This window comes from Paenibacillus sp. 01T422 (assembly GCF_056398785.1).
In genome coordinates, this window is the sequence record NZ_JBFTQB010000632.1 from 1 (window position 1) to 5,630 (window position 5,630).

Annotated in this window: 5 protein-coding genes; 1 reads left to right on the forward strand and 4 read right to left on the reverse strand. The window is 42.2% G+C overall.

Annotated elements, in window-relative coordinates:
- On the reverse strand, positions 1-328 hold a 328-nt coding region (locus tag AC1DUA_RS27675), incomplete at its 3' end, for a VOC family protein (protein WP_477502824.1).
- Between the two features lie 157 nt (positions 329-485).
- Between AC1DUA_RS27675 and AC1DUA_RS27680 the strand changes: the two genes are divergently transcribed.
- Positions 486-2,075: a catalase gene (locus AC1DUA_RS27680; RefSeq protein WP_477502825.1), complete on the forward strand. Its 1,590-nt coding sequence runs from the start codon at positions 486-488 to the stop codon at positions 2,073-2,075.
- On the opposite strand, the gene AC1DUA_RS27685 is transcribed toward AC1DUA_RS27680, so the two are convergent.
- The 3 genes from AC1DUA_RS27685 to AC1DUA_RS27695 form a co-directional block, all read right to left on the reverse strand.
- On the reverse strand, positions 1,971-2,843 hold the full coding sequence (locus tag AC1DUA_RS27685) for an aminoglycoside phosphotransferase family protein (RefSeq protein ID WP_477502826.1): 873 nt from the start codon (positions 2,841-2,843) through the stop codon (positions 1,971-1,973). The two genes, AC1DUA_RS27680 and AC1DUA_RS27685, sit on opposite strands and share 105 nt — an antisense overlap.
- Positions 2,844-2,884: 41 nt before the next feature.
- Positions 2,885-4,669 (reverse strand): cache domain-containing sensor histidine kinase, encoded by a 1,785-nt coding sequence (locus tag AC1DUA_RS27690; RefSeq protein ID WP_477502827.1) that lies wholly within the window; start codon positions 4,667-4,669, stop codon positions 2,885-2,887.
- A gap of 14 nt (positions 4,670-4,683) precedes the next feature.
- Positions 4,684-5,630: helix-turn-helix transcriptional regulator (locus AC1DUA_RS27695; protein WP_477502828.1), on the reverse strand; the 947-nt coding region annotated here is incomplete at its 5' end.

A 5,630-nucleotide genomic window follows, 5' to 3' on the forward strand; every position in this document is an offset into this window, starting at 1 on the left:
CATTACCGTCAGGGTCCTTGAAGTTAAACCAATGATCATTTTCGACTTTCGTAAGTAATTGAACTTGCTTTTCTTTCATAAATTCGAAGGCTTGAACGATATCGTCGGTGCGTAATTGAAACGCTGGAACTTTATATACGTGATCAGGAGCATAAATTCTGCTGTCCAAAACAATACTCGGTCCTTCCATCGGTAAAACATAAATATGCCCGAATAATATTTCTCCATCCAAGGGTAAGCCTAGAATATCGCAATACCAATCACGGGCATGTTCTATGTTGCTGACTGGAATAAAGACGCCACCAATTTTATTTTTAATAGGATTCATAACAGGCCTCCAATGTATTTTTATGCTAATGATTACTAATTTGACGTCTTCAAAATTTTTCCTTCTAAATAAAACTTTTTGAATAAAAAACAGATGATAATAGATACTAAAAAGGACAAAAATGGAAATAAATTTTAAACAAAAGGGGTTTACATGTATGTCAATCGATCCATCCAAAGTAAAAGAAGGGCAACAAATGAACAACATGTTGACCAATCGACAAGGACATCCGATCACAAACAACCAAAATATTCGAACCGTGGGCAATCGCGGACCCGCAACGCTTGAGAATTATGATTTTATCGAGAAAATCAGCCACTTTGATCGGGAGCGTGTCCCCGAACGAGTTGTTCACGCTCGCGGTGCAGGTGCTCATGGCGTGTTTGAGGCTTATGGGACGCTTGGAGATGAACCTATTTCCAAATACACTCGCGCGAAATTATTCCAAGAAAAAGGGAAAATAACACCGTTATTCGTTCGTTTTTCCACGGTGATCCATGGCACTCACTCGCCAGAAACACTCCGAGATCCACGTGGATTTGCGGTTAAATTTTATACCGAAGACGGCAATTGGGACCTAGTCGGTAATAATCTGAAAGTATTTTTCATACGCGATGCCATGAAGTTTCCTGATATGGTCCACGCCTTCAAGCCAGACCCGATCACAAACCTGCAAGATGGCGAACGTTTCTTTGATTTTTGTTCGAATTCCCCGGAAAGCTTCCATATGGTGACTTTTGTTTACTCGCCATGGGGGATTCCAGCCAACTATCGCATGATGCAAGGCTCTGGTGTGAATACGTATCGTTGGGTAAACAACGAAGGCCAAGCTGTTCTCGTGAAGTATCACTGGGAGCCTAAGCAAGGCATCAAGAATTTGACACAGAAAGAAGCGAGCGAAATTCAAGCGACAAATTTCAATCACGCTACGCAAGATCTGTATCAAGCCATCGAGCGCGGTGACTATCCAGAATGGGAGTTGCTCGTACAAATCATGAGCGACGAAGAGCATCCTGAACTGGATTTCGACCCATTAGATGATACGAAGTTGTGGCCTAACGATCAGTTCCCTTGGCTTCCAGTGGGTAAAATGACGCTAAACAGAAATCCAGAAGATTATTTTACGGAAGTGGAACAAGCAGCATTTGGTGTGGGCGTTTTGGTCGACGGGCTTGATTTCTCGGATGATAAAATGCTTCAAGGACGCACGTTTTCGTATTCGGACACACAACGTCATCGCGCTGGCGCCAATTATTTGCAGCTTCCGATTAACGCTCCCAAGAAACAGGTAGCCACGAATCAAAGAGGCGGGCTCATGCAATACAAAGTCGACCTTGCACCAGGTCAGAATCCGCATATTAATTATGAACCGTCCGTCTTAGGCGGGCTTACGGAAGACAAACAACCGGGCAAAGAGCATACGCCGTATATTCAAGGAAACTTGGTGCGCCAATCCATCGATCGGAATAACAATACGAAACAAGCTGGGGAAACGTTCAGGAACTTCGAAGCCTGGGAAAAAGATGAACTACTTTCGAATCTGATTGGAGATCTCTCCCGCAGTGATCAAAGGATCCAGGATAAAATGATCGCCCTTGCTGAAGAAGCCGATGAGGAGTACGGTCGCAGATTAAGAGAGGGCTTAGAACAAGCTTCCAACGAAGGTTCGAGCCAGAAAAATCTTGGCAATAAAAACGGTGACAAAGCTCCCCAGCAAGCTGTGGAAAAAGGACATGAAGCAGAATAACCTTTCGGCCGTCGGCCCTCCTTCCCCTTCCAGGCTCGGAAAGAAGAAACCAACATCAAAAAGCAAAGGACCTCTGCATGCCAATGCCCAATCGAATAACACCAAACGCCTGTCTCTAAACCGAAGATTATCCGATCGGATGTCCTTATGGATCAATCCCCAGGGTTGATCTAGGCTCATAAGTTCTGTTTCTATAGGTACCATAACATCAATTGCCGCATCAAGCCAAGCCTCTGCTTCGTCCCTATTCTCATGAAACAGCGCAAGAAAACAATTTCTTTCTTCGCTGCTTTGTTTAATAGAAAGCCAGTTCTCCGTGACACCTCGGGCAGTCATGGCTTCGACCTTATTGGCCTCAGATAGTCCACGCACGTGAAACTGGGCGAGATCACGCATGGCTTGAAACGCTAATTTCTCGGTCCAATTCGGCACTTTCTTGCTATCTTTTAAATCCTCCAACAATAATAGATGCCATCCCTGGGTGCTTACTGACCCATAATAACGTGGTGAAATTGGCGAAATCGCACTAACCTCACGATACACAGCTTCTTCTAAAGGAAGTACGCGCCAATTCTCTGCAAGTGAACCTTGCCCAGCTCCCTTGGCAAATATTGTTCTCCCATCTTCTAAAAAAATGCGAAACGTTGCCGTCGGCCCATACCCTCCAAACACACGAGTTCCCATCCGAATTGCGCTTGTCATTTTCTCTTCTACTTGTTTCCGTAATTCAGTTGGGACATCTCGCCAATAAGGCTTAGGTTCCCGCATATCCTTTCACCTCTCCGTCACATAATAGGCCGATTTCAAAATCATGGGATACTTGCTCCTAGGCTGACATTCATCTCTTCTTGCTTGTACTTTAGCGCAGGAAACTGAATGGTGACTCTCGTTCCGCTGGCTTCCCAATTATTTTCAATGTCGACTCGGTATCGTGTCCCGAAAAAAGCTTCGAAACGTTCTTTGACATTTCGTATCCCATAACCGCCCGTATTTCCCTCTCGCTGGGCATTCCAGTTTTTCTTCAGCCCGACTCCATCATCCGTGATTTGGATAATAACTTCTCCGCCTTCTTCTCTTGCGCTGATGGTTATACTGCCGGTTAACCGCTCATTGAACCCGTGCATAATCGCATTTTCTATGAACGGTTGTAACGTCATTTTGGGGATGTACCATTCTTGCAGATGTTCGGCCAGATCAACGGATACCGTCAAACCCTCCTCCCAGCGTAATTGCTGGATTTGCACATAACACAACGCGTGTGTAAATTCTTCGCGAATCGTGATCAGGCTTTCGCCGTTGGACAGCCCAATTCTAAACATTTTCCCCATCAGCTCGAGAATTTGACTTAATTTATCATGTCCAGCCGTCAATGCCATCCAGTTTAATTGATCTAACGTGTTATACAAAAAATGAGGGTTTATCATCGCTTGCAGTGCTTTAATTTCGGCTTTCTTCTGCTCTTTGTATTGATTCTCCAAAGAAACATATAACGATTTGATTCGATCCATTAATTTGCGATATCCGGAGAATAAAACACCAAATTCATTATGGTAATCTTCTGGTAGATTCACTTTATTCGTGTTAGCTGTATATCTCCCCATTTCGTGGAGGAGCTGACGTATTGGCGTAATAAATAGATTCGAAAAATATAACGTAAATAATAAAGCAATTAGAATTGCGGACGCACCAACAAGAGATAACACGGCCGAAATATGAACACTACCTTTTGTAATCTGATTCAATGGCGTGAGCTGTACGAGCATACAACTTGAATTATAGTGCATGGCCCATACCATTAAGGTATTCTTTTGCGAGCTTGCCGAGTCATGATTACCGGGAAGTCCGACTTTGATATAACCACTTTCATTATTCATGTCCAGCAAATAGGACTTAATCTTCGTCGGTAAAGAGGGATCACCGATGTAAGTAATAACTCTGCCCCCTGAATCTAGCAAGATCCGGTTGGAAGTGGGAAATTCACCACTGATCTGATTTTGAATTGATGACGCTTTCAAGTTTACCATCAACAAACCTTGGTATTTGCCGCTATTCGAATATATTTTGCGCGCGAAGCTGATGACTTCTATGCGACCTTGATTGGAAGTAATGGTATGTTGGCCAATCCATGCGAAGTCAGCATTTTCAACAGAATCATACCAGCTTTGATCCCTGGCTTGATTTATACCCATATATGAAACAAGGCTCTGTGATTTCGATGGAATCGGATTCTCCGTATATAACTCAATGGACTGAATTATAGGCGTTGAATAGGCGATATTACTCAAAAAAGTTTCTAGTTCTTCGCGTTTCTGATAATTGACATAAGAATCATTGTTCGTATCCGGATATTCGGTTGTCACAATATTCCTGGTCGCAGCCAGAGAAATTTGCTCAATCGCACGCAATTGAATTTCAATTTTGTTATACAATTCATTCAAATTTTCTTTTTGATAATAGGTTGTTAATCGCACTAATTCTTTTGTCGAAAGCGTATAGGTTAACAAAATGACTATCGTGAGCAAAATGACGACAAAACTTGTTAAGCCTCCAAAAAGCAAATAATCAATTCGGTATCTTTTGAACATCTTCTTCATTCGCCATTCCGCCTTTATGTGAGTAATTCGGCAGGTGTGATACCAAAGTATTTTCGAAAAGTGGTACTAAAATAAGGGATATTATTGTATCCCACTTTATTAGCGACCTCATAAATTTTATACTTTCTTTCCAGGATAAGACGTTTGGCCTCTTCCATTTTCACACTGATGATATAGTTGTTAATCGTTTCTCCTGTTGCATTCTTGAAGATTTGACTTAAATAATTACGAGAAATATACACTTTATCAGCGAGCTCAGCAATTGTAATATCATTGGCATAGTTCTCGCGAATATATTGTTTGATAAAATCAATAGCCAACTTATGCTTAAATCTTTCTTGCCATTGCTGATTCATACAGATGCGCTGAATAATGCTGTTTAGCCATGCTTCATATTGGTCAAACGTATATATTTTATTCAATTCGCTTTCCATACTGTAATCCTGAAATATTTCCGTCAGCCGGATATCCTCATCCACCAGCGCGAAGCTGAAAATAGCCCAGAATTGCGCGCCAAGCAAGCTAAATTGAGGAGGGATTGCGCTTACCCTTAAGGTAGCCATGTAGCTCTCAATCATCTTCTCGGCATTCTTACCTTGCGTTGTTTTGATGTCTTCAATGATTTGTTGATAAAACTTGATCGGTCTAGTTGTTGTCTGGACTTGATTTACTGTGGAGTGCTCTGGGCTTGCATATTCAAACACACCTGTTGATTGAAGCACTCTGACATCCGGTACCAGCGGCTGAAAAGCCTCTTCCAACGAATCCGATAGATTGGACCAATTCTCTGTAAATCTGCCGATGCCAATCCGAATCGTAATATCCAGATAAGCTTGTACACAATCTATGATTTTCCTGGCAATCGTTCTAATATGATCGATATGATCTGAATAAAGCGCATTCTTTTCAAAATGAAGAATTAATGCCGCATGATAACCATGCAATTCAACATAATCATAAG

Bases quoted from the DNA above. Each gene is read 5' to 3' on its own strand.
- AC1DUA_RS27685 (WP_477502826.1), bottom strand. From the start codon at position 2,843: ATGCGGGAACCTAAGCCTTATTGGCGAGATGTCCCAACTGAATTACGG.
- AC1DUA_RS27680 (WP_477502825.1), top strand. From the start codon at position 486: ATGTCAATCGATCCATCCAAAGTAAAAGAAGGGCAACAAATGAACAAC.
- AC1DUA_RS27690 (WP_477502827.1), bottom strand. From the start codon at position 4,669: ATGAAGAAGATGTTCAAAAGATACCGAATTGATTATTTGCTTTTTGGA.